The 21315-nt window shown below is 66.5% G+C and carries 22 protein-coding genes; 2 read left to right on the top strand and 20 right to left on the bottom strand.

Translation table 11 applies throughout. The features are described from left to right. Nucleotides 1-2 precede the first annotated feature (2 nt). The 16 genes from DFK10_RS07880 to ftsW all read right to left on the bottom strand — a co-directional run bounded on the left by DFK10_RS07880 (nt 3) and on the right by ftsW (nt 13942). Complete coding sequence (locus DFK10_RS07880; RefSeq protein ID WP_109388362.1) at nt 3-857, bottom strand: outer membrane protein assembly factor BamD; 855 nt, start codon at nt 855-857, stop codon at nt 3-5. A gap of 95 nt (nt 858-952) precedes the next feature. Beyond that, the gene (gene lpxC, locus DFK10_RS07875; RefSeq protein ID WP_109388360.1) at nt 953-1870 is read right to left on the bottom strand and encodes a UDP-3-O-acyl-N-acetylglucosamine deacetylase; all 918 of its coding nucleotides are present in this window, start codon (nt 1868-1870) and stop codon (nt 953-955) included. A gap of 214 nt (nt 1871-2084) precedes the next feature. Then, nucleotides 2085-3704 carry a cell division protein FtsZ gene (ftsZ, locus tag DFK10_RS07870; protein ID WP_109388357.1) on the bottom strand — a complete coding sequence of 540 codons (1620 nt, stop codon included), beginning with the start codon at nt 3702-3704 and terminating at the stop codon, nt 2085-2087. A 50-nt stretch (nt 3705-3754) separates the two neighbouring features. After that, nucleotides 3755-3886, bottom strand: coding sequence for a hypothetical protein (locus tag DFK10_RS16685; RefSeq protein ID WP_268952212.1), 132 nt, complete (start codon nt 3884-3886; stop codon nt 3755-3757). Then, on the bottom strand, nt 3883-5217 hold the full coding sequence (gene ftsA / locus DFK10_RS07865; RefSeq protein ID WP_109388355.1) for a cell division protein FtsA: 1335 nt from the start codon (nt 5215-5217) through the stop codon (nt 3883-3885). Before ftsA ends, DFK10_RS16685 begins: the two co-directional genes overlap by 4 nt. Then, on the bottom strand, nt 5214-6110 hold the full coding sequence (locus DFK10_RS07860; protein WP_109388353.1) for a cell division protein FtsQ/DivIB: 897 nt from the start codon (nt 6108-6110) through the stop codon (nt 5214-5216). Before DFK10_RS07860 ends, ftsA begins: the two co-directional genes overlap by 4 nt. Continuing rightward, nucleotides 6098-6976 carry a D-alanine--D-alanine ligase gene (locus DFK10_RS07855; RefSeq protein WP_235866797.1) on the bottom strand — a complete coding sequence of 293 codons (879 nt, stop codon included), beginning with the start codon at nt 6974-6976 and terminating at the stop codon, nt 6098-6100. Before DFK10_RS07855 ends, DFK10_RS07860 begins: the two co-directional genes overlap by 13 nt. A 128-nt stretch (nt 6977-7104) precedes the next feature. Further along, a complete protein-coding gene (gene murB / locus DFK10_RS07850) occupies nt 7105-8043 on the bottom strand; it encodes a UDP-N-acetylmuramate dehydrogenase (protein WP_109388351.1) in 939 nt (312 codons plus the stop codon). A gap of 9 nt (nt 8044-8052) precedes the next feature. Then, the gene (locus tag DFK10_RS07845) at nt 8053-8352 is read right to left on the bottom strand and encodes a hypothetical protein (RefSeq protein ID WP_109388349.1); all 300 of its coding nucleotides are present in this window, start codon (nt 8350-8352) and stop codon (nt 8053-8055) included. Then, entirely contained in the window at nt 8345-8602 is a 258-nt protein-coding gene (locus tag DFK10_RS07840) for a DUF2484 family protein (RefSeq protein WP_109388347.1), read from the bottom strand. The genes DFK10_RS07845 and DFK10_RS07840 overlap by 8 nt, the downstream gene beginning before the upstream one ends. Then, nucleotides 8599-8853, bottom strand: coding sequence for a DUF2484 family protein (locus tag DFK10_RS07835; RefSeq protein WP_109388345.1), 255 nt, complete (start codon nt 8851-8853; stop codon nt 8599-8601). Before DFK10_RS07835 ends, DFK10_RS07840 begins: the two co-directional genes overlap by 4 nt. After that, nucleotides 8850-10043 carry an APC family permease gene (locus DFK10_RS07830; RefSeq protein WP_328589354.1) on the bottom strand — a complete coding sequence of 398 codons (1194 nt, stop codon included), beginning with the start codon at nt 10041-10043 and terminating at the stop codon, nt 8850-8852. The genes DFK10_RS07835 and DFK10_RS07830 overlap by 4 nt, the downstream gene beginning before the upstream one ends. Beyond that, entirely contained in the window at nt 10034-10261 is a 228-nt protein-coding gene (locus DFK10_RS07825) for a hypothetical protein (protein WP_109388343.1), read from the bottom strand. Before DFK10_RS07825 ends, DFK10_RS07830 begins: the two co-directional genes overlap by 10 nt. Further along, complete coding sequence (gene murC, locus DFK10_RS07820; RefSeq protein WP_109388445.1) at nt 10261-11655, bottom strand: UDP-N-acetylmuramate--L-alanine ligase; 1395 nt, start codon at nt 11653-11655, stop codon at nt 10261-10263. Before murC ends, DFK10_RS07825 begins: the two co-directional genes overlap by 1 nt. A gap of 17 nt (nt 11656-11672) precedes the next feature. Next, complete coding sequence (locus DFK10_RS07815) at nt 11673-12773, bottom strand: UDP-N-acetylglucosamine--N-acetylmuramyl-(pentapeptide) pyrophosphoryl-undecaprenol N-acetylglucosamine transferase (RefSeq protein WP_109388340.1); 1101 nt, start codon at nt 12771-12773, stop codon at nt 11673-11675. A gap of 2 nt (nt 12774-12775) precedes the next feature. Further along, nucleotides 12776-13942, bottom strand: coding sequence for a putative lipid II flippase FtsW (gene ftsW / locus DFK10_RS07810; RefSeq protein ID WP_109388338.1), 1167 nt, complete (start codon nt 13940-13942; stop codon nt 12776-12778). A gap of 164 nt (nt 13943-14106) precedes the next feature. On the opposite strand from ftsW, the gene DFK10_RS07805 reads away from it, so the two are divergent. Both DFK10_RS07805 and DFK10_RS07800 read left to right on the top strand, forming a co-directional pair. Beyond that, nucleotides 14107-15288: a BaiN/RdsA family NAD(P)/FAD-dependent oxidoreductase gene (locus DFK10_RS07805; protein ID WP_109388336.1), complete on the top strand. Its 1182-nt coding sequence runs from the start codon at nt 14107-14109 to the stop codon at nt 15286-15288. 120 nt (nt 15289-15408) lie between these two features. Further along, nucleotides 15409-15684, top strand: coding sequence for a hypothetical protein (locus tag DFK10_RS07800; RefSeq protein ID WP_109388334.1), 276 nt, complete (start codon nt 15409-15411; stop codon nt 15682-15684). Between the two features lies 1 nt (nt 15685). Here DFK10_RS07800 and murD read toward each other — a convergent pair whose 3' ends face one another. The 4 genes from murD to DFK10_RS07780 all read right to left on the bottom strand — a co-directional run bounded on the left by murD (nt 15686) and on the right by DFK10_RS07780 (nt 21313). Next, nucleotides 15686-17083, bottom strand: coding sequence for a UDP-N-acetylmuramoyl-L-alanine--D-glutamate ligase (gene murD, locus DFK10_RS07795; protein ID WP_109388332.1), 1398 nt, complete (start codon nt 17081-17083; stop codon nt 15686-15688). A 196-nt stretch (nt 17084-17279) separates the two neighbouring features. Beyond that, on the bottom strand, nt 17280-18362 hold the full coding sequence (gene mraY, locus DFK10_RS07790) for a phospho-N-acetylmuramoyl-pentapeptide-transferase (protein ID WP_109388330.1): 1083 nt from the start codon (nt 18360-18362) through the stop codon (nt 17280-17282). Nucleotides 18363-18389: 27 nt separating this feature from the next. Beyond that, nucleotides 18390-19823: a UDP-N-acetylmuramoyl-tripeptide--D-alanyl-D-alanine ligase gene (locus tag DFK10_RS07785; RefSeq protein WP_109388328.1), complete on the bottom strand. Its 1434-nt coding sequence runs from the start codon at nt 19821-19823 to the stop codon at nt 18390-18392. Then, entirely contained in the window at nt 19823-21313 is a 1491-nt protein-coding gene (locus tag DFK10_RS07780; protein ID WP_109388326.1) for a UDP-N-acetylmuramoyl-L-alanyl-D-glutamate--2,6-diaminopimelate ligase, read from the bottom strand. Before DFK10_RS07780 ends, DFK10_RS07785 begins: the two co-directional genes overlap by 1 nt. Between the last annotated feature and the right edge of the window lie 2 nt (nt 21314-21315).

Here is a 21315-nt window from a genome sequence, read left to right as displayed (position 1 = left end):
CCCTAGAGCCACTCGCCGCGGATCATCTGGCGGTAGATGGCCGAAAGCCAGTTATTCCCGATCGAGCGCGGTTCCAGGCCCTGCCCGGTCAGCAAGGCGTAACTGTCCTCATACCACTCGGTCGACCGGTAGTTATGGCCCAGGATCGCGCCCGCCGTTTGCGCCTCTTCGGTAAGGCCAAGCGACAGGTAGGATTCGACCAGCCGATGCAGCGCCTCCGGCGTGTGGCTGGTGGTCTGGAAATCCTCGACCACCACGCGGAAGCGGTTGATGGCGGCCGAGAAATGGTCCCGCTTGAGATAATAGCGCCCCACTTCCATCTCCTTGGCGGCCAGATGGTCGAAGGCGAGGTCGAATTTCAGGATGGCCGAGCGCGCGTAGTCACTGTCAGGATAGCGTTCAATCACGACGCGCAACGCCTGCAGGGCCTGAAAGGTCAGGCCCTGATCGCGGCCGATCTCGTCGATCTGGTCGTAATAGCTCAGCGCCAGCAGGTATTGTGCATAGGCCGCGTCCTCATCCGTCGGGTAGAAGTCGAGGAAACGCTGGGCGCTGGCCCGTGCATTGCCGTAATCCTGGTCGCGGTGATAGGCGAAGGCCTGCATGATCAGGCCCCGTTTGGCCCATTCAGAATAGGGGTAAAGGCGCTCGATCTCGCCAAAATAGAAGGCGGCATCATCCTCGCGCCCGCGTTCCAGATCGAACTCGCCGCGCTGGAATATCTCCTCGGCGCTGTATTGTTCCATCGCGCCGGGTGAGCGCAGGTCGGACCCGCTGCAACCGGCAAGCAATCCCAAGGCAAGAAGCCCGGAAAGTAGAACAGAGTTTGTAGTGACAGCTCTGCCGCGGCCCGACATCAGGCGCCCCCGCTCACGTTTCTTTTTCACGGCCTCTCGGCCCGTTGACCAGAGGTCTAGCACATAAAAACCGGGGGCAAAACGGCAATTTGGCCTCAGGCCACAGCGGGCAGGTCGGCCAGTGTCAAACCGACACCGGGAAGGCGGGCGGCAGTCGCCGGATCACAGGTTTTCCAGGCCCAGGCATCGGGGCGCGCGAACAGTGCCCGCAGAAGCGCATTGGTCACCGCATGACCGGCGCGCAGGCCGCTGTAAGCCCCCAGAATCGGGGCGCCTGCGGTATAGAGATCCCCCAGCGCATCCAGCATCTTGTGACGCACGGCTTCATCGGCGCGGCGCAGCCCGCCCGGGGTGAGGATCGTGTCACCATCCACCACGACGGCATTGTCATACGTGCCGCCAAGGGCCAGGCCCTTTTCTCGCATCGCGGCCACGTCCGACGCCCGACAGAAGGTGCGGCAATCACACAGCTCCCGCCCGAAGGCCCCGTTGGCCAAGCTCAGCGTCTTTCGCTGATGGCCGATCGCGGCATCTTCGAAGGCGATCTCGAAGGAAATGCTCAATCCGTCCGCAGGGTCCAGCCGCGCCGTGGCCGTGCCGACTTCAACAGTGACAGGTTTCTTGACCTCGATCACCCGCAGCGGCGCATCCAGGCGGCGCAGACCGGTCTGGAGGAAGCCGCTGACGAATGCGGCCGAGGACCCGTCAAGGATCGGCACTTCGGGGCCGTCCACGTCGATCAGGGCGTTGTGAATACCGCAGCCAGCCAATGCGGCCATCAGATGTTCGATGGTCGAGACACTGATCCCATCCGCGGTTTCGATGCGGGTATTCAGCGGGGCGACGATGACCCGATCCCAGAGCGCAGGAATGCAAGGCCGACCGGGCAGGTCCACGCGGCGAAAGACAATTCCGTGATCCGCCGGGGCGGGCTGCACAACAAGGCGCGCGGCCTCACCCAGGTGAAGGCCGGTTCCGTCGAATTGCACATCTGATCGCAGGGTCGTCTGCACGGGGCACCCGTCGCCAATTTAACTTGCCCATGGGGTATGCGCTGGAGCTCTCGGGCTCAACTCACTCTTTACGACCAACTGAAACACAATGACACAAAACCCTCTCGGGCAGATCGACGCCGCAAGAGCACGCCGCAATATCCTGTTTTAAAAAGAAAAGGGCCGCCCATTGGCGACCCTTTCCGACGTGTTGTGACCTTGCGTCGGGTCTGTCTCAGTTGGCCTGGCGACGCAGGAATGCGGGGATCTCGATACGCTCCTCATCGGGGTCGATGTCGGAATCAGCCGGCTCGGCGGCCTGCTGGCTCGGCATCGAGGTCACCTGCGGCTGGGGCCGTTCCCTGGGTTCCTCGGAATGGCCGGTCATCCGGCTGATCAGGCCATTGAGACCGCTCAGGCGCGGCTTGGCCTCTTCCTCGGTTTCGGCGCGCGGATCAGGCTGCGACGCGGCAGGTTTGGGCGCGTTGGCCCGCGATGCGGCAGCGCGCAGACGGTCGAGCGTCTCGGGCGACGGGGTGCCCGGCGCCGGGCGCTGCGGCGCAACGAAGCCCTGCGGGTCAGCGTCGATCTGCGGATCGGGCGCCTGTGCACGGGGCTGGTAGGCCGGCTGCGGCAGGTCGGCCTCGGCGGCCGCGGCGGCGGCGGGCGCATCGAAGATGTCTTCGGCCTGTTCCTGCGCGGTCTCGTCGGGGCTGTCGAACAGGGTCGGCTCGGGCGCGGCCTCGGCAACCTCGGCCGCGGCAGGCTGCTGCGGCTCGGGCTGCGGCGCCGGTGCTGCCGGTTCGGGCCGTGCCGCCTCGGCCTCGACATGCTGCGTCAACGGTGCGGCCATGGAGCGGCGCGGCAGCGGGATGTCGCTGGTCTTTTCGGCGGCGTCGATGCCGGTGGCAACGACCGAAACGCGCATCTGGCCTTCCATCGCCGTGTCGAGGGTGGACCCGACGATGATATTGGCGTCCGGATCGACCTTTTCGCGGATCTTGTTCGCGGCTTCGTCAAGCTCGAAGAGAGTCAGGTCGTAACCGCCCGTGATGTTGATCAGCACGCCCTTGGCGCCTTCGAGGCTGATTTCGTCCAGCAGCGGGTTGGCGATGGCCTTTTCGGCGGCCTGAACGGCGCGGTCTTCGCCATCGGCCTCACCGGTGCCCATCATGGCCTTGCCCATCTCGTCCATCACCGCGCGGACGTCGGCGAAGTCGAGGTTGATCAGGCCGGGCCGCACCATCAGGTCCGTCACGCCCTTGACGCCCTGGTAGAGCACGTCGTCGGCCATGGCGAAGGCTTCGGTAAAGGTGGTGTTCTCGTTCGCCAGCCGGAACAGGTTCTGGTTGGGAATGATGATCAGCGTATCGACGACCTTCTGCAGCGCCTCGACGCCTTCTTCGGCCTGGCGCATGCGCTTGCCGCCCTCGAACTGGAACGGCTTGGTCACGACGCCCACGGTCAGCACGCCCAGCTCACGCGCCGCCTGCGCGATGATCGGCGCGGCACCGGTGCCGGTGCCGCCGCCCATACCAGCAGTAATAAAGCACATATGCGCGCCGGCCAGATGATCGACGATCTGTTCGATGCTTTCCTCGGCGGCGGCGGCGCCGACCGTGGCCCGGGCACCCGCGCCCAGCCCCTCGGTCACCTTGATGCCCATCTGCACCTTCTGGTCCGCGCGGGACTGCTGCAAGGCCTGCGCGTCGGTGTTGGCCACGACGAATTCAACGCCCTGAAGCTGTTGTTCGATCATGTTGTTCACAGCGTTTCCGCCAGCACCGCCTACACCGAAAACACTGATGCGCGGCTTGAGTTCTTCATGTCCGGGCATGGAGAGGTTCAAGGTCATGATATCTGTCCGCCTGTTCTGCTACGCCCGTCCCACCGGGCAATTCTTGCCTAATTGTCGGCGATCCTAGCCGGATTGCCGGTGATGGTCACGGAAAAACTGGCCAAAAACCGCAAAATATGGGCTTTTTCGCCCCCCTGAACCGCCGCATGTCGACGAATAGGCAAAATCTTGCGTATCACCAGTTCTCCTTGAACCATCGCACGGCCCGTCGCAGCGATCGGGCCGGGTATTTTTCGGCCGGGATATCGAAGTCCCACCATTCGTCCTGAGGGTGCGCGGCAAAGAGCGAAAGGCCCACCGCCGCGGAAAACGCCGAGCCGGTCGCGGCCTGCGGCAGGCCCTGAACGCGCAAGGGTCGTCCAAGGCGCACCTGATGCCCGAGGATGCGGCTGGCCAACCCGTCAAGGCCCGGGATCTGGCTGGCGCCGCCGGTCAGCACGATCTGCTGGCTGGGCAGGTGCTCGAATCCGGCTGCATCCAGCCGCATGCGCACCTCTTCGAGGATCTCTTCAACGCGTGGACGGATGATGCCGATCAGTTCGGCCCGGCTGACCGACCGCCGGTCGCGCTCCCAGTCGCCGGTCTCGCCGCCCACGTCGATCATCTCGCGGTCATCCATCCCCGTGGCGATCACGCCGCCGTAGAAGGTCTTGATCCGCTCCGCCTGTGCCAGCGGCACCTGCAACCCCATGGAAATGTCGCCGGTCACATGGTCGCCGCCCATGCGAACGGTATCGGCGAAGATCATATGCTTGCGCATGAAGATCGAGATCGAGGTCGTCCCGCCGCCCATGTCGATACAAGCGGCACCCAGTTCCTGTTCGTCCTCGACCAGCGCGGAAATCCCGCTGGCATAGGCCGACGAGGCAAGCCCGGCCAGTTCCAGGTCACAGCGATTGATGCAGTGCAGGAGGTTGCGGATCGTCGCCGCCTCGACCGTCAGCATGTGCATGTCGCAAGACAATTCGTTGCCGATCTGGCCGCGCGGATCGGCCATGCCGGTGCGGTGATCGAGCGAGAAATTGATCGGCTGGGCATGCAGCACTTCGCGCCCCTCGCCGTAGTCGGGCACGTCGCAGGCCGACAGGACGCGGCCGATATCGGCCTCGGTGACGACCGTGCCCTCGACGCCGGTCTGTCCGTCCAGCCCGTAGGACCGGGGCATGCCCCCGCCAAGGCAGGCGATCACGTGATCGACGCGCACATTGGCCATCTTCTGGGCGGCCTGCACGGCGGTGCGAATGGCCCGTTCGGTTTCGGCCATGGCCTCGACCTCACCGAAGCGCACCCCGCGCGACCGGGTCGTGGCCGCGCCGATGACACGGAAGGCCGACTGACCAGCCATGGATCCGACGCCGTCGCTGTCGCGGAACCGTTCCGGCCCGTCGAAGCGCAGGATCAGGCAGGCGATCTTGGACGTGCCCACATCGAGGATGGCGATCACGCCACGCTGCATGGCGGCCTGGCGCATGTTCCGCATAGCGCGCTGGCTTTGGTAAAGGTCTTTCATTCGTCACCTGCCTCTGGCTCTTCGCCGTTTACGCGGCGCAATTCCGCGACGGCTTGTTCATTGAGTCTGATTGTTGGCCGGGCCGCGTTGCGCATGTCGATGACCGACACGTCACGCCCCAGCAGATCCTGGGCCTGTTCCAGGGCGATCACGCGCTCGAACGCACGGATCGGGGTTTCGGTGGGCAGAAGGATGCGCTGCCCGCGGTCAAGCACAACGTCCCAGCGGCGTTCGCCCATGCGCACCACAGCGCGCATGCGGTGGCGGATCGGGCCAGCCACGTCGTATAGGGTCAGCCCCTCGGCCAAGGTTCCACGCGCGCCGTCGCCCGTGATCAGCGGCAGGTCGGAGCGATCCGCCCGCGCCGGGATCGGCGCGATCAGCACCCCCTCGGCATCGACCAACCGCAGCCCGTCAGCACCCCGGAACACCGCGACCGGCTGGCGCTGCTCGACGGTGACCTGCAACACCCCGCCGGGGCGCACCCGCAGCGCGGCATCGGCCACGGCGGGCAAGGCGGCAACCGTCTGGCGCATCTCTTCCAGGTCCAGATCGAAAGAAGACGTCGGAAACTCCACGGGCAGCACGGTGCGGATATCCTGCACAAGCGCGTCATCGGCCCCGTCCACGGCCATGACGCGCACCATGAATTCCTCGCGGCTCTGGAATTCCATGCGTGCTTCGGAGATGGCGTCGGCGACCATCTGGCGGTTGGCGTCCTTGGCATACCAGGCGGCAAGGGCCCCGCCCACGGCGAGGACCGGAAGCCCAACGAGGATCAGACGGCGCAGCGCCGGGGTCAGCATCCAGCGCTGGAACCGATAGCCCCAGCGCGAGGGCGCCGGATCGCGGCGCGGCGTGGGTGCGGGGCGGCGGGCAGTCAGCGGTTGCATGACGCATCCTCCACCATCCAGGTCATCAGGGCCGGGAATCCGATGCCGACATGGGCCGCCTGTTCCGGCGACAGAGAGGTCGGCGTCATGCCCGGCTGGGTGTTGGTTTCCAGCAGAACCAGCCCGTCCAGTCCGCGCGCCTCGTCCCAGCGGAAATCCGTGCGGCTGAGGCCCCGGCAGCCCAAAGCCTCATGCGCGCGCAACGCGTAGTCGAGGCAGGCGTCGAAAATGTCTGCCGGGACATCGGCGGGCAGCACGTGACGCGACCCGCCTTCCGCATATTTGGCGTGATAATCATACCAGCCATCGGTCAGGATATCGGTCACGGTCAACGCCCGGTCGCCCAGTACCGACGCCGTCAGTTCGCGGCCCGGCGCATAGGTTTCCACCATCAGCACCTCGGGCAGGTCGGGGGCAAGGGCCGGCGGGCCGTTCGCGGCCTCGGTCACGATATAGACGCCGACGCTGGAGCCTTCGTTATAGGGCTTCACGACATAAGGCGGCGGCATAACGTGACGGGATTCAATCGCCGCGCGGTCGGCCAGCACGCTGTCGATGGTCGGCAGCCCGGCGGCACGATAGACATCCTTGGTCTTCTGCTTGTCCATGGCCAGCGCCGAGGACAGCACCCCCGAATGAGTATAGGGAATGCGCAGCCATTCCAGCAGGCCCTGCACGCAGCCATCCTCGCCCCAGCGGCCATGCAACGCGTTGAAGACCACGTGGGGCGCCTCGGCTTTCAGGCGTTCGGCCAGGTCGGGGCCCGCGTCGATCTCGACCACGGCATAGCCCGCGGCCCGCAACGCGGCCGCGCATTCCTTGCCCGAGCTCAGGGACACGTCCCGCTCGGCCGAAGGCCCGCCCATAAGAACGGCAATGGTTTGTGGTGCCCTGCTCGACACGCTCACCGCCTCGATTTCCGACCGCTTGGATGCGGCCTTTTGCTTATCGTTCTGTCCGGCCCCTGCCTGTCGGGCCGACCCGTTTTCCGGGCTTATTCATCAGCGGCCGGTTCACCCACCCGCATGATTTCCCATTCTAGCGTGATGCCACTGTTTTCGTAAACCTTTTTTCGGACATCCTCGCCCAGCCCTTCAAGGTCCGCCGCCGTCGCGCCACCTGCATTGGTCAGGAAATTGGAATGCATCGTGTTCATCACCGCCCCGCCGCGCGTCGCTCCGCGCATGCCGGCCTCGTCGATCACCTTCCATGCCTTCAGGTCATGGGTATCGTCGGCCCGGCCCGTGCTGGAATAGCCCGCCGGATTGCGGAAGGTCGATCCGGCTGTCCGATCCTTGGTGGGCTGGGTTTCGTCGCGCTTGGCCAGTTGCGCGGCCATGCGCTCTGCCAGCACCTCGGGATCGCCCTCGGGCGCCTCGAACACCGCCTCGACGATCACGCACCCCAAGGGCAGCTGGCTGCTGCGATAGGCCATGTGCAGATCCGCCACGGGCAGCGTCTTCGCCTCGCCCGTCCGCAGGATCACCCGCACCTCGCGCAGAACATCGGCGGTGTAATCGCCGTAACAGCCCGCATTCATCGTCACCGCGCCGCCGATAGCACCCGGAATGGTGCGCAGGAAGGTCAGATCGCAGCCCGCCTCGGCGGCCTTGCGCGCCACATGCGCATCCAGCGCCGCAGCCCCCGCACGCACGGTCTGGCCATCAATCTCGATCCCATTGAAGCCACGGCCCAGCCGGATCACCACGCCGCGAATGCCGCCATCGCGCACGATCAGGTTGGACCCGACGCCCATGGGAAAGACCGGCACCTCGGGCGGCACGGACGCCAGAAAATCGGCAAGGTCGGCCTCGTCCGCGGGTTGAAAGAACAGGTCCGCCGGGCCGCCCACGCGTAGCCATGTCAGGCCGGACAGGTCCCGGTCATGGGTCAGCGTTCCGCGCAGCGGGGGCAGGTCGAATTCCGGGCTCATGGCGCGCTCTTAGCGGGACGGGCCGGTGCGCTCAACCCTCCTTCGCCTCAACCAACCGACAAGCATGCCCGCCCACAACCCCAATGCCGGTGGCGCGCAGAACAGAACCGCCCCGAGAAACAAGCCAAGCGCATCCCAGCCTTGCGCTTCCGACGACCGGAACAGCAGCACTCCGGCGATCGCGGTGGGCACCGCCGCCAGGCCCGTGGCCAGCTTCCCGCGACCCCGCCGCATCAGCCAATGGCCCAGCCAGCCGAACACAAGACCGACCACGACCATGACAATCAGGATGATCCATCCCCTATCCATCGGTCCGCCGTCCGATCGCCCGCAGCCAGCGCATCAGGTAGATGACCGGCCAGCGCAACAGCGACATGCCCGCGACCATGACCACAAGGCCGATCCACGGTCCGTTTTCATAAACCACCCAGCCCAAAAGGGGGATGCCGAAGGCGATCAGGATATAAGCGCGGGTCCAGTGGTTGTCGCGGCTGGGGATCAAGGCCAGCACATTGGCCGCGACGGCCCAAAGGAAGGCGGCCACAAGCGACGGGGTCATTTCGGCACCTGTGGGTTCTGGCCGCGCGCCCGTGCCCACAGATACCGCAGCGGGTTACGGAACATCGACGCGAATGCGGCCAGGGCCAGCACCGTCCAGCCCCAGCCATGCACAACGCCCAGCCAGCCTATCAGGATCGGGGCCGCGATCAGCAGGGCGATCCCCGGCACGTATTGCCGCCGCATCGGCAGCAGCGCCGTTATCGTGGCGGCAAAGACCCAGAGGATGGACAACAGGACAGGCAGACTCATGCGGACCCTCCCAGTGAAAACGCCAGCGCCGCGAGCGCCGCCAGCAACCCGAACCACGGCACGAACGGCGGCACCCGGAACGGCGCCGCGTGAATCCGCCGTTTCAGCCGGATCAGCGACAGGTTCACGACGACGAAGACCGCCAGAAGAATCAGCGAAGTGGCCTCGGCCAGGTCAGCCACCGGCAGGACCAGCGCCGCTCCCACCATCGCCGCGCCGATCAAGACGGTCGCAAGGACCGGGGTGCCCAGACGGGCATGCGCCCGGTGGAAGACCGCAAGCGAGGGCGTCCTGCGCCCGAGTCCGAACAGCACCCGTGCCGCCATGACGATCTGGGCCAATGCCCCGTTCAGCGCCGCCAGAACGGCGATCAGTGACAGGAAGGTCGCCGGGCTGCCGTGTCCGGCCTCCCAGACCAGCGCCAGCGGGCGTTCGGTTCCGGCCAGCGCCTCGATGGGCACGGCCCGAACGGCGGCGAAGGTCACGGCCATGTAAAGCGCCGTGGTGATGACGAGGCTCAGAAGGATGGCGCGCGGCAGCGTGCGCGACGGGTTGCGCACCTCTTCGGCCATGTTGACGATATCCTCGAAGCCGATGAAGGCGAAGAAGGCCAGCGTCGCGCCGATCCCGATCCCGGCCCAGGCGGGCGGCGGCGGGGCGCTCCAGGCCTGAACGGGTTCGGCCCCTGCCCCGGCCCAGACCACGAGACCCAGCCCAACCACCTCGATCACGGTCAAAAGGCCCGCCACGGCCAGGCTTTCCAGCACACCGGCTACCGCGATCAGTGTCAAAACCGTGCCCAGGCCGATGACCACCCAGAAGAAGGGCAGATCGACAAGACCCAGCAAGTACCCCGTGCCGCCGCGCAGCACGGCGGCCGAACTGACAGTGCCCGCCGCGACGATGCCAAGCCCGATCAGCACGGCCAGCCAATGCAGGCCCAGCCCCTCTTCGACATAGGCGCTTTCACCGGCGGCTTCGGGGATGCGGGTGGACAGCTCGGCATAGGACAGGGCCGTGGGCGCCGCCACGATCCCGGCGATGGCGAAGGACAGCGGGGCCCATATCCCAGCGGCACCACCGACTGCGCCGACCAGAACATAGATGCCGGCCCCCACCATGACGCCCACGCCATAGGTGGTCAGCAAGCCCAGCCCTATCCTGCGCTTGAGCACCTCGGTCACAACCACCCCCCTGTCACGAAACGCCTGAGAGGCCCGGCCAATACCACGCCGCCGCCCATCGCAGCCAGTGCCGCCCCGGCCTCGGCCGGATTGGTTTGAAAATGCAGCAGGAGAAGGCCGGCCGCCGCGAAAACAAAGGCAAAAAGAAACCGCCGCAGAATGCGCGTCACGCTCACCAGCGCGAACAGGACCACCGCACCGACGATGATCCAGATGGCGGTCATCAGGCCAGCCGCTCCGGCAGCGCGTTGGCCCAGGCGCTGATCGTGCCGGCGCCGAGGCAGACGACCATGTCGCCGGGGCCGGTTTCGGCACGCACCAGCGCGGCAAGGTCGTCGAGCGTGTCGATGGCCCTCGCATCACGGTGGCCGGCGCGGGTCAGCCCCGCGACCAGATCCTCGCGCGACGCCCCGGCGATGGGGTCCTCGCCTGCCGCGAAGACCTCGGCGATGGCGACCACGTCAGCCTCGTTGAAGCAGGAACAGAAATCGTCGAAATGATGGTGCAGGCGGGTATAGCGGTGCGGCTGGTGCACGGCGATCACGCGCCCCTCGCAGGCATGGCGCGCGGCCTTGAGCACGGCGGAGATCTCGGTCGGGTGATGGCCGTAATCGTCGATCACGGTAACGCCGCCGACCTCGCCCACGCGGGTGAACCGGCGGCCGACCCCTTTGAAACTGGCAAGGGCCTCGCGGATTTCAGCCCGCTTCATGCCCAGATGGCGGGCAACGGCCACGGCGGCCAGCGCGTTGGACACGTTGTGGTCGCCCGGCATGGGCAAGGAACATCCCTCGATCATCCCGCCTTCGGCCTGAAGTGCGATGTCGAAATGCGCCACACCCTTTTCATAGCGCAGGTTCACCGCGCGGATATCAGCCTGCGTGTTGAACCCGTAGGTCAGCACCCGGCGGTCGGTGATCTTGCCCACAAGGGCCTGCACATCCGGATCGTCGGTGCAGCAGACGGCCAGCCCGTAGAACGGGATATTCGAGACGAAATCGTAGAAGCCCCGGTGCAGGTTCTCCTCGGTGCCCCAGTGTTCCATATGCTCGGGGTCGATATTGGTGACCACCGCGATGGTTGCCGGCAGGCGGTTGAAGGTGCCGTCGCTTTCATCGGCCTCGACGACCATCCATTCGCCCTCCCCCACCCGGGCATTCGAACCATAGGCGTGGATGATGCCGCCGTTGATCACCGTGGGGTCGAAATTTCCGCCATCCAGAAGCGCCGCGACCATCGTGGTCGTCGTCGTCTTGCCGTGCGTTCCGGCAACGGCGATGTTGGATTTGAGGCGCATCAGCTCGGCCAACATCTCGGCGCGGCGCACCACGGGCAGGCCCCGGCGGCGGGCCTCGTCCAGTTCCGGGTTACCCGGCTTGATGGCCGAGGAAATCACCACCACCTCGGCCGCCTGCAGGTTTTCGGCCCGCTGTCCTTCATAGACCAGCGCACCAAGCCCCTTCAGCCGCTCGGTGATCTTCGAGGCTTTCAGGTCCGACCCCTGCACCACGTAGCCGTGGTTCAGCAGCACCTCGGCGATGCCCGACATGCCGATGCCGCCGATCCCCACGAAATGAATGGGGCCGACATCGAGGGGAAGTTTCGTGGCTGCGTTCATCAGGGTCTGTCCATCCATCACTTTCGGCCCGCGTCGGCCAACTCTTCTACCAGGGCCACGAGGGCGTCTGTCGCGTCGGGCTTGCCCACCGACAGGGCGGCCTGCGCCATCTGCGCCGCGCCGTCGGGGTTCGACAGGACCGTTTCGATCTGGGCGTTCAGCGCATCGACCTCGAATTTCGATTCCGGCACCAGGATCGCGGCTCCGGCCTCGGCCAGGGCACGGGCATTCGCCGTCTGGTGGTCGCCGGTGGCAATGGCCAGCGGCACCAGGATCGCGGGCCGCCCGATCACCGAAAGGTCAGCCACGGACGAGGCCCCGGCGCGGCTGATCACCAGCTGCGCTTCGGCCATGCGGGTAGGCACGTCGTTGAAGAACGCCTGCACATCGGCGGAAATGCCTTCGCTGGCGTAGTAATCGGCAACACGCGCGTGATCCTCTTCGCGGGCCTGGTGGCTGACGCGGATATGGCGACGCAAGGCCGTGGGCAGGCCGGCGATGGCAGGCGGGACAACATCCGAAAGGATGCGCGCACCCTGACTGCCGCCCATGACAAGGATCGACATCGGGTAATCGCCGGGCGCGATATAGCCCGCGCCGGCCCGGTCGAGCACCGCGCGGCGCACCGGATTGCCCGTATGCACGCCCTCGACGCCCGCAGGCAAGGCTGTGGGCCATGTCCCGCAGGCGACCTTATGCACGCGCTTGGCGAACACCTGGTTCACGCGGCCCAGCACGCCGTTCTGTTCATGGATCATGCGCGGCTTGCGCAGGATCGTGGCGGCCGCCATGGCCGGGATCGTCGGATAGCCGCCGAAACCCACGACCACGTCGGGCTTGTCGCGCAGCATCTTGAAGACCGCGCCGATCACCCCGCCGACAATGCGAAACGGCACCAGCGCCTTTCCCAGCATGCCGCCGCGCGCAAAGGTGGCGCTGCTGACCTGTTCGATCTCGACCACATGGGGAAAGCCGCCCGTGTAGCGCGCGCCGCGCGCATCGGTCGACAGCTTGACCCGCCAGCCCTTGCGCAGCATCGCTTCGGCCAGGGCCTGGGCCGGGAACATGTGGCCCCCGGTGCCGCCGGCGGCAATGGTAAGAAGCGGCGCGCGCGCCATCTCTAGCGCCCTCGTCTGAGCAGGATATCACCGATTTCGCCCTGCGGACGGGTCCGGGTCAGGGCCAGCAACATGCCCACGGCGATCCCGCTGGCAATGACCGAAGAGCCACCATAGCTAACGAAGGGCAGCGTCATGCCCTTGGCCGGCAAGAGCCGCACCGCCACACCCATGTTGATCATCGCCTGCACCCCGACCATCGCGGCCAGGCCGCATCCGGCGAGGCGAATAAACGGGTCGCGCTCTTTCATCAACCGCATAAGCGACCGCAACACGATCGCCATGTAAAGCACGATGATCGCCAACACGCAGATCAGGCCGTATTCCTCGGCCGCGACGGCGATGATGAAATCCGTATGCGCATCCGGTAGCGACCATTTCACCTGCCCCTCACCGACGCCGACACCGAAGAACCCCCCTTCGCGAATGGCATTGGTGGCATAGCCAAGCTGCGTGCGCGGGTCGAGTTCGGGGGACAGGAAGCCGTCGATGCGGCGCGCGAAATGCTCGGAATTGGAATAGGCGACCGTGCCGCCGAAGATGACCATCCCGGCGACGCCGATCAGCAGAAGCAGCGGCGCGCCGGCGACGAAATACATCACGCCCCAGCCGAACAGGATCAGGGCCGCCTGGCCGAAATCGGGCTGCATGGCCAGCAGCATGACGATGATCAGCGTCAGGCCGAAGGAATAGGATTTGCCCGGCGGCCCGCCCAGTTGCTGGCTGGCGGCCATGAACCAGGCCGCGACCACGACAAAGCCGGGCTTGAGAAATTCCGAGGGCTGGAAAGAGCCGAAGCCTAGCGAATACCAGCGCACTGCGCCCTTGCCGAAATCGGTCCCGAAGAACGGCAGGCCGAGCATGGCGACGAAGGCCGCCAGGAACCCCAGCACCGCCAGCCGCCGCACCAGTGTCGGTGACAGCATCGAGGTGACGAACATCACCGCGATGGCGACCGAACCGAAAAAGGCCTGCCGCTGGACATAGTGAAAAGGCGCCAGCCCGTTGCGCTCGGCCAGTGGCGGCGAGGCGGCCAGGCCCAGCAGCAAGCCGATGCCGAACAGGGCCAGCACGCAGGACAGGGTCCACCTGTCCACCGTGCGCCACCACCGGGGGAGAACCGGGTCGCCGGAGGATACCGGCACGGACCCATAGACCATCTCTGTCATGGCATTACCGCTCAACTGCCTCGTTTGTCGCCCAGGTTGGCCCGGGTCTATGGGGTAACCGTAACCCACGGCTGCCGGAATTTCCAGAAAAATAAGGCTGCGAGGGCGGATTATCGCGCGTGTTGCCGCTTGCGCCGGGCGGCAATTGCGGGCAGTCAGCCCCCATGCAGGTAGACACGCTCATCCTTGGGGCCGGAGCCGCCGGCCTGCACTGTGCGGCCCATGCGGGGCCCGGCACGCTGGTCGTGGACCATGCCAAGGCGCCGGGCGAGAAGATCCGCATTTCCGGGGGCGGGCGCTGCAATTTCACCAACCTCTATGCCGGACCGGACAATTTCCTGTCGGCCAACCCGCATTTCTGCAAGTCGGCACTGGCGCGCTACACCCAGTGGGATTTCATCGACCTTGTGGGCCGTCACGGCATCGCCTGGCACGAAAAGACGCTGGGGCAACTTTTTTGCGACAGCGCCGCCAAGGACATCATCCGCATGCTGCTCGATGAAATGACAACGGCGGGGGCGGATCTGTGGCTGCGCACCGAGATCGGCGAGATCACCCATGACGGGGCGCGGTTTCACGTGACCCTCGACCGCGAGGGGCGACGCCAGAACGTGACGGCCCGCAATCTGGTCGTGGCGACCGGGGGCAAGTCGATTCCCAAGATGGGCGCGACGGGGCTGGCTTATGACATCGCCCGCCAGTTCGACGTGCCGGTCACGCCGACCCGCGCCGGGTTGGTGCCCTTCACGTTTTCCGACAATCCCTTTGCGGGCCTGTCCGGGGTCTCGGCCCCGGTGCGCGTGGCCGCCGAGGACGGCACCAGCTTCGACGAGGCGCTGCTGTTTACCCATCGCGGGTTGTCCGGCCCGGCCATGCTGCAAATCTCGAATTACTGGCACGAGGGCGAGGCCCTGTCGCTGAACCTGGCCCCTGCCGAAGACCTGTTCGAGACCCTGCGCACCGCGCGCCAGAGGGCCGGCCGCAAGGGCCTGTCGGGTCTGCTGCCCCTGCCCGGCCGGCTGGTCGATCACCTGGCGGGACTGCATGACCTGTCGGGGAATATCGCCGATTGGTCCGATGCCCGTCTGCGCGGGCTGTGCGATGCGCTGACCGATTGGCAGGTCCGGCCCTCGGGCACCGAAGGCTACCGCACCGCCGAGGTCACGCTGGGCGGGATCGACACGGATGCACTGTCCTCGCGAACCATGGCGGTGAAGGCCCTGCCTGCGCTGCATTTCATCGGCGAGGCGGTGGATGTCACCGGCTGGCTGGGCGGCTACAACTTCCAATGGGCCTGGTCCTCGGCCCATGCCGCCGGGCGGGCGATTGCCGAAAACCGCGCATGATCCTGCGCATTCGTCGCGGATTGTCGCCCATGCGCCCATGTTTGCCACATTTGCGCCTTTCTCCTGCCGCGGAGGTTGAACAGGCTGAGTCCTATCTCATAGCCGCATTGAGGAGCCGTCATGAAACCGAATTTCGTCGTCACAGCCCTGGCCGCGCTCGGCCTTTCCGCCACAATGGCCATGGCCGATAGCCCCGTGCGTTATGCCTCTGCCTCGGGCGGGCAGGTCGTGGTCACGGGTGGGCTGGAATGGCTGGTCGCCGCGAATGGCTGCAGCTATTCCAAGGTGCTTGCCTCGGGGGGCGAGACCCGCTGGCAGATCGTCGTGAATGGCGAACGTCTGGGCCTGACCAACGCCCGGCCCGGCTGTCCCGCCACCATCGTCACGGGCAGCTGACCTACGCCTCCAGCTTGGCGACCTGCGCGGCGAAATCCTCGCCGCGCTTTTCGAAACTGTCATACTGGTCGAAAGAGGCGGCCGCCGGCGCCAGCAAGACGGTCTCTCCCGGCTGGGCCTCTTCGGCCGCGCGGGCCACGGCGGTGCCCATCTCGGTACAGACCTCGACCTCCACGCCCTTCAGCTGCATGGCGAAATCCGCCGCCTCGCGCCCGATCACATAGGCCTTGACCACCGATCCGGTGGCCGGCAGCAGCGCCCCCAGCCCGCCATCCTTTTCCAGCCCGCCGCAGATCCAGCGAATCCTGTCGAAGGCCGCCAGCGCCTTGGCCGCGCTGTCCACGTTGGTCGCCTTGCTGTCATTGACGTAACGCACGCCACCGATCTCGGCGATCAGCTGGCTGCGATGGGGCAACCCGGCAAAGGAATGCAGCGCCTGTTCGATCAGGCGCGGGGCCAGACCCAGCGTCCGGCAGGCCGCATAGGCGGCGCAGGCGTTCTGGTGATTGTGCTGCCCCGGAAGGCCGGGAATGGCACGCAGGTCGATCGAGGCCACCTGCCGCCCCTTGCGCCATTCCGCGAGGAACCCCTTGCGCGCGAAGACGAACCAGCCCTCGCCGGTCAGTTTGCCGGTGGACACCCGGATCACCCGGTCATCCGCCGGCCCGGTTGCCAGCTGGTTGGCCATGTAGCGTCCTTCGGGTTCATCAACACCGACCACCGCGCGATCCGGCCCGCCCTCGGCAAAGAGCCGACGCTTGGCCGCGAAGTAGCCCCCCGGCCCGCCGTGGCGGTCCAGGTGATCGGGGGTCAGGTTGGTGAAGACCGCCACGTCCGGTGTCAGGGCGCGGGCAAGGTCGGTCTGGTAGCTGCTCAGCTCCAGCACGATCACCTCGCCATCATGGGGCGGCTCGATATCCAGCACCCCGCGCCCGATATTGCCCGCCAGTTGGCAGGGCCGCCCGGCATGATCGAGGATGTGGTGGATCAGCGCGCTGGTCGTGGATTTTCCGTTCGAGCCAGTCACGGCGACGACGCGCGGCGGCTGGTCGAACTCATCCCATTCACCGCCCGCAAGCGACCGGAAGAACAGCCCGATATCGTTGTCCACCGGGCAGCCCTCGTCCCAGGCCCGCGCAATGGCCGGATGCGGCGCCGGGTAAAGATGCGGAATACCGGGCGAGGTTATCAGCATCGCCACCCCCTCATAGGCGCCCGGTTTCGTCAGATCGCGCAGGGCGACGCCCAGCTCGGCGGCGCGGTTCTCGGCCTCGGGGCCATCATCCCAGGCCACCACCTCGGCCCCGCCGGCCTGCAAGGCGATCACCGCCGCCCGGCCCGACCGGCCCAGCCCCAGAACGGCAATCCTCTGGCCCGCGACACCGCGCACTGGAATCATGGTAAATGGCCCCCTCGACCCGTTTCGGACATGGCCGCCAACCTGCCCAAAGCGCAGTCGACTGGCAAGATGGGTTGGACGCGCGGCACACGCGTTGGCGCCGCAGGGCCAGCGCCCGGACTGACGGGGGTGTGAGGCCGCAATCGGCTTTGCCGGTCGCTTTCCCGCACCCGGTCAAACCAGCCGGGTTGACCGATCACCGCACCTTCAGCGTCGCGAGGCCAATCAAGGCGAGGATCAGCGAGATGATCCAGAATCGGATGACGATCTGCGGCTCGGCCCAGCCTTTCTTTTCGTAATGGTGGTGGATCGGTGCCATGAGGAAGACGCGTTTGCCGGTGCGCTTGAAATAGACCACCTGGATGATGACGCTCAGCGCCTCCAGCACGAAAAGCCCGCCGACGATGGCCAGCACGATCTCGTGCTTGGTGGCCACGGCGATGGCGCCCAGCGCGCCGCCCAGGGCCAGCGACCCGGTATCGCCCATGAAAACGGCGGCCGGCGGCGCGTTATACCACAGAAAGCCCAGCCCGCCGCCGATCAGCCCGGCCGTGAAGATCAGCAATTCCCCGGTATCGGGCACGTAATGGACGTCAAGATATTCGGTAAAGTCGGTGCGGCCCACCGCATAGGCGATGATCCCGAAGGTGCCCGCGGCGATCATCACCGGCATGACCGCCAGCCCGTCCAGCCCGTCGGTCAGGTTCACCGCATTGGCTGCCCCGACGATGACGATGATCGCGAAGGGGATGAACAGCACGCCCAGATTGACCAGCAGGTCCTTGAAGAAGGGCAACGCCAGTTGGTTGGTCAGTTCGGCCGGGTGGTATTGCGCCGCCCACCAGCCCGCGATCCCGGCGATCAGGAAACCCAGCAGCAGCCGCACCTTGCCCGGCACCCCGGCCGTGTTCTGCTTGCTGACCTTGGCGTAATCGTCGGCAAAGCCGATCGCGCCATAGGCCATGGTCACGAACAGCACCATCCAGACGAAGGGATTGTCCAGCCGCGCCCAAAGCAGCGTGGCCGTCAGCAGCGCGCCCACGATCAGCAGCCCGCCCATGGTGGGCGTGCCCGCCTTTGCCACATGGCCCTCGGGGCCATCGTCGCGAATGGGCTGGCCCTTTCCCTGCCGCTTGCGCAGCACGTTGATCAGCGGTTTGCCGAAAACGAAGCCGAAGATCAGAGCCGTGAAGAACGCGCCCCCCGCCCGGAAGGTGATGTAGCGGAAGAGGTTATAGAAATCCCCTCCATCGGACAGGGCGGTCAACCAATACAACATGTGCGCGTTCCTCTGCTCTTGCAGGCGTTACAGGGCGTCCCGATGCCCCAGTTTGCGTATGGCGTCAACGACGCGAGAGACGAGCGACCCCTTGGAGCCCTTGACCAGCACGACATCGCCGGCATCGACCAGCCGGCTGGGGTTGGCGGTCAGATCATCCGCCGTTTCGGCCCACTGCCCGCGTTTTTCATCGGGCAGGGCATCGTAGAGCGCCCGCATCCGGGGTCCGGCGCAATGGACAAGATGAATATCCGCCATGAACGGATCGTCGGCCACCGCCGCATGCAGGTCCATTTCGTCGCTTCCCAGTTCCAGCATGTCCCCAAGGATCGCCACCCGACGGCCCTTGACGGTGCGCCCCACCCCATCGGTGGGCGTGTAAGAGGCCAGAACCTCCAGCGCGGCGGCAAGCGAGGCGGGATTGGCGTTGAACGCATCATCGAGAAGCGACAGCGCCTCGCCGCGGTTGGCCGGATCGAGGACCACCGTTTCCAACGTGCCGCGCCCGGCCGGTGGTTCCCAGCGGGACAGGTCCATCGCCGCACGCACCAGGTCACCACCCAAGGCCTCAACGGCGGCGAGGACGCCAAGGCTGTTCATGGCAAAATGCCGTCCCGCCGTATCCAGCTTGTAGGTCAACGGCCCGGCGGGCGTATCGGCCTGGGCAATCGTGCGCCCTTCGGCCAGGCGCACGTCACGCAAGCGGAAATGGCAGCTCGCATCCGTTCCGAACCGCAGGACGGGTCCGCCGGCCGTCCCGGCCGGCCCTTCGATCCGCTGCAACTGCGAGACCGGAAGGTCGCCGTCGAAAATCGCCGTGCCGCCCTCTTCCAGCCCTTCGAAGATCGAGGCCTTCTCCGTCGCGATGCCTTCGAGGCTGCCGAAGGCCTCCAGGTGGGCGGCGGCGATGGTGGTAATCAGGCCGACATGCGGGCGGGCCATTTTTGCCAGCGGCTCGATCTCGCCCGGGGCGTTCATGCCGATCTCGATCACCGCGAATTCGGCATCGGCGGGCATCCGGGCTAGCGTGAGCGGGACGCCCCAGTGGTTGTTGTAGCTGGCCTCGGCGGCATGGGTGCGGCCCTGCGCAGACAGCACCGTTCGGGCCATTTCCTTGGCGCTGGTCTTGCCCACCGATCCGGTGATGCCCAGAACGCGGGCCCGGGTCCGGGCGCGGGCCGCGCGGCCCAGCGCCTCAAGCGCCTGCAACACATCGGGCACGATCACGAGTGGCGCCGTGGCGGGCACATCGTCAGGGCGATGGGTTACAAGGGCCGCGGCAGCCCCGGCCTCGAAGGCCTTGGCCACGAAATCGTGCCCGTCCCGCTCGGCCTTCAGCGCGACGAACAGGTCACCGGGCTGCAAGGTCCGCGTGTCGATGCTGACGCCGGTGGCGGTGAAATCGGCAGAGGCGTCGCCCCCCGTGGCCGTTGCGGCCTCGCCTGCGGTCCAGAGCGACATCAGAGCCGCCCATCCAGCGCAGCCACCGCGACACTGGCCTGTTCGGCATCGTCGAAGGGCAGCACATCATCGCCCACGATCTGGCCGGTCTCGTGCCCCTTGCCACAAATCAGCAGCGCGTCGCCCGGGCCCAGCGCATCGACCCCGCGCAGGATCGCTTCGGCCCGGTCACCGACCTCGATCGCCTCGGGACAGCCCTGCATCACCGCGGCCCGGATCACCGCGGGATCCTCGCTGCGGGGGTTGTCATCGGTCACGAAAACAAGGTCCGCGTTCTCTGCCGCTGCCTGCCCCATCAACGGGCGCTTGCCCGGGTCGCGGTCGCCGCCGGCGCCGATGATGGCCACGAGGCGGCCCATCACATGCGGGCGCATGGCCTGAAGCGCGGTGGCCACCGCATCGGGCGTATGGGCATAATCCACGAAGACACTGGCGCCATTCTCGCGCGTCGCGGCCAGCTGCATCCGGCCACGCACCGTGCGCAGATGCGGCAGGGTCTGGAACACCTCGTCCGCATCGGCCCCGGCGGCGATGCACAAACCCGCCGCCAGCAGAACGTTTTCAGCCTGAAAACCGCCGATCAGCGACAACCGCGCCATGTGGCTGCGGCCCTGCCAGTCGAAGCGCAGCTCCTGCCCCGTGGCATCGAAGCGCTGGCCGAGAAGACGCAGCCGCGCATCCTCGTGGCGGCCAACACCGATGACCTCTTGGCCGCGATGCTCGGCCACCTGCGCGGCCTCGCGCAGCTTGGGGTCGTCAAGGTTGATCACCGCCACCCCATCATCGGGCAGGACACGGGTGAACAGGCCCATCTTGGCCTCGAAATAAGCCTCGAAAGTTTCATGGTAATCCAGGTGATCCTGGGTGAAATTCGAAAATCCCGCCGCGGACAGCAGGATGCCGTCCAACCGCCGCTGGTCCAGCCCGTGGCTGGACGCCTCCATCGCCACATGGGTGATGCCGTTGGCGCGCGCCTCGGCCAGAACGCGGTGCAGGGTGATCGGTTCGGGCGTGGTATGGCGGAGCGGATGGGTCCAGGCCCCTTCGACGCCCGTGGTGCCGAGGTTGACAGCGGGGAGGTCCATCTCGATCCAGATCTGGCGGCAAAAACTGCTGATCGAGGTCTTGCCGTTGGTGCCGGTGACCGCGACCACGGTTTCCGGATGGGCCCCGAACCAGAGCGAGGCGGTTTGCGCCAAGGCCTGCCGGGGGTCCTCACTGATGATCAGCGCGGCTTTGGAGCCAGCCAATTCATCGGCGGCGATCCGCTCGCCCTCGGCATCGGTCAGAACCGCCGTTGCCCCCATCCGCAGGGCGTATTGAATGAATTCGCCGCCATGCACGCGGTTGCCCGGCAAGGCGAAGAACAGCGTGCCATCGGTCACCTCGCGGCTGTCGACGGCCAGGCCTGTCACGACGGCCTCGGCCCCGCCGCGCGCGGTCAGGCCCAGGGCCGTCAGGTTCATGGTTTTCTGGCCCGTGCTGCCCATGC

The sequence above is a fragment of the Salibaculum griseiflavum genome (assembly GCF_003129565.1).
Lineage (GTDB): Bacteria > Pseudomonadota > Alphaproteobacteria > Rhodobacterales > Rhodobacteraceae > Salibaculum > Salibaculum griseiflavum.
This window is presented reverse-complemented; position numbering and strand designations above follow the sequence as displayed.

What these genes read in the sequence shown, in the direction of transcription:
- DFK10_RS07800 (WP_109388334.1), top strand. Translation starts at nt 15,409, where the DNA reads ATGAAACCGAATTTCGTCGTCACAGCCCTGGCCGCGCTCGGCCTTTCC.
- DFK10_RS07815 (WP_109388340.1), bottom strand. Translation starts at nt 12,773, where the DNA reads ATGGCGCGCGCGCCGCTTCTTACCATTGCCGCCGGCGGCACCGGGGGC.
- murB (WP_109388351.1), bottom strand. Translation starts at nt 8,043, where the DNA reads ATGAGCCCGGAATTCGACCTGCCCCCGCTGCGCGGAACGCTGACCCAT.
- DFK10_RS07855 (WP_235866797.1), bottom strand. Translation starts at nt 6,976, where the DNA reads ATGGGCGGGCCTTCGGCCGAGCGGGACGTGTCCCTGAGCTCGGGCAAG.
- ftsZ (WP_109388357.1), bottom strand. Translation starts at nt 3,704, where the DNA reads ATGACCTTGAACCTCTCCATGCCCGGACATGAAGAACTCAAGCCGCGC.
- ftsA (WP_109388355.1), bottom strand. Translation starts at nt 5,217, where the DNA reads ATGAAAGACCTTTACCAAAGCCAGCGCGCTATGCGGAACATGCGCCAG.
- DFK10_RS07845 (WP_109388349.1), bottom strand. Translation starts at nt 8,352, where the DNA reads ATGGATAGGGGATGGATCATCCTGATTGTCATGGTCGTGGTCGGTCTT.
- DFK10_RS07880 (WP_109388362.1), bottom strand. Translation starts at nt 857, where the DNA reads ATGTCGGGCCGCGGCAGAGCTGTCACTACAAACTCTGTTCTACTTTCC.
- ftsW (WP_109388338.1), bottom strand. Translation starts at nt 13,942, where the DNA reads ATGACAGAGATGGTCTATGGGTCCGTGCCGGTATCCTCCGGCGACCCG.
- murD (WP_109388332.1), bottom strand. Translation starts at nt 17,083, where the DNA reads ATGATTCCAGTGCGCGGTGTCGCGGGCCAGAGGATTGCCGTTCTGGGG.
- DFK10_RS07835 (WP_109388345.1), bottom strand. Translation starts at nt 8,853, where the DNA reads ATGAGTCTGCCTGTCCTGTTGTCCATCCTCTGGGTCTTTGCCGCCACG.
- mraY (WP_109388330.1), bottom strand. Translation starts at nt 18,362, where the DNA reads ATGTTGTATTGGTTGACCGCCCTGTCCGATGGAGGGGATTTCTATAAC.
- DFK10_RS07785 (WP_109388328.1), bottom strand. Translation starts at nt 19,823, where the DNA reads ATGTCGCTCTGGACCGCAGGCGAGGCCGCAACGGCCACGGGGGGCGAC.
- murC (WP_109388445.1), bottom strand. Translation starts at nt 11,655, where the DNA reads ATGAACGCAGCCACGAAACTTCCCCTCGATGTCGGCCCCATTCATTTC.
- DFK10_RS07825 (WP_109388343.1), bottom strand. Translation starts at nt 10,261, where the DNA reads ATGACCGCCATCTGGATCATCGTCGGTGCGGTGGTCCTGTTCGCGCTG.
- DFK10_RS07840 (WP_109388347.1), bottom strand. Translation starts at nt 8,602, where the DNA reads ATGACCCCGTCGCTTGTGGCCGCCTTCCTTTGGGCCGTCGCGGCCAAT.
- DFK10_RS07805 (WP_109388336.1), top strand. Translation starts at nt 14,107, where the DNA reads ATGCAGGTAGACACGCTCATCCTTGGGGCCGGAGCCGCCGGCCTGCAC.
- DFK10_RS07860 (WP_109388353.1), bottom strand. Translation starts at nt 6,110, where the DNA reads ATGCAACCGCTGACTGCCCGCCGCCCCGCACCCACGCCGCGCCGCGAT.
- DFK10_RS07780 (WP_109388326.1), bottom strand. Translation starts at nt 21,313, where the DNA reads ATGGGCAGCACGGGCCAGAAAACCATGAACCTGACGGCCCTGGGCCTG.